General features: G+C 42.0%; 1 pseudogene. It reads right to left on the minus strand.

What is annotated here, in order from left to right:
• Positions 1–405, minus strand: a pseudogene (locus DSM106972_RS34370) (hypothetical protein); the annotation flags it as partial.

Here is a 405-nt window from a genome sequence, read left to right on the forward strand (position 1 = left end):
ATAAACTAGGCGCCGATTAAATGGAGCAGTCATCAAACGTTCCCAAGTTATAGGAAAAGTTTGTAGCCAAATCCGCCAAGGATATTCTGTTTCTCTTACAACCCACGCTGGACGCAAGAAGCACGATTGTAAGTAACGACAAGCTTCATCTAGCTGTTCACGGCTTTGGCGATGAACTAAAAACACAATACCTATATGGATAGGAACGGCACCTTCATAAAGTTCTTCCTGCGCGGCGATAGATTTTTTGATGTTAAGCAAAGACTTTACATCAACTGAGTTTTTCTCTTGCGCTATAGTTGCGGAAGTATTTGCTTGTTTGGTAAGACGCTGCATATTAGTTTTGACAAGCATCTCGTTTGCTCGCATCAACTGGCAATAAATCGAAGTGTCGTAGACTCGTTC

Source organism: Dulcicalothrix desertica PCC 7102 (assembly GCF_003991905.1).
GTDB lineage: Bacteria > Cyanobacteriota > Cyanobacteriia > Cyanobacteriales > Nostocaceae > Dulcicalothrix > Dulcicalothrix desertica.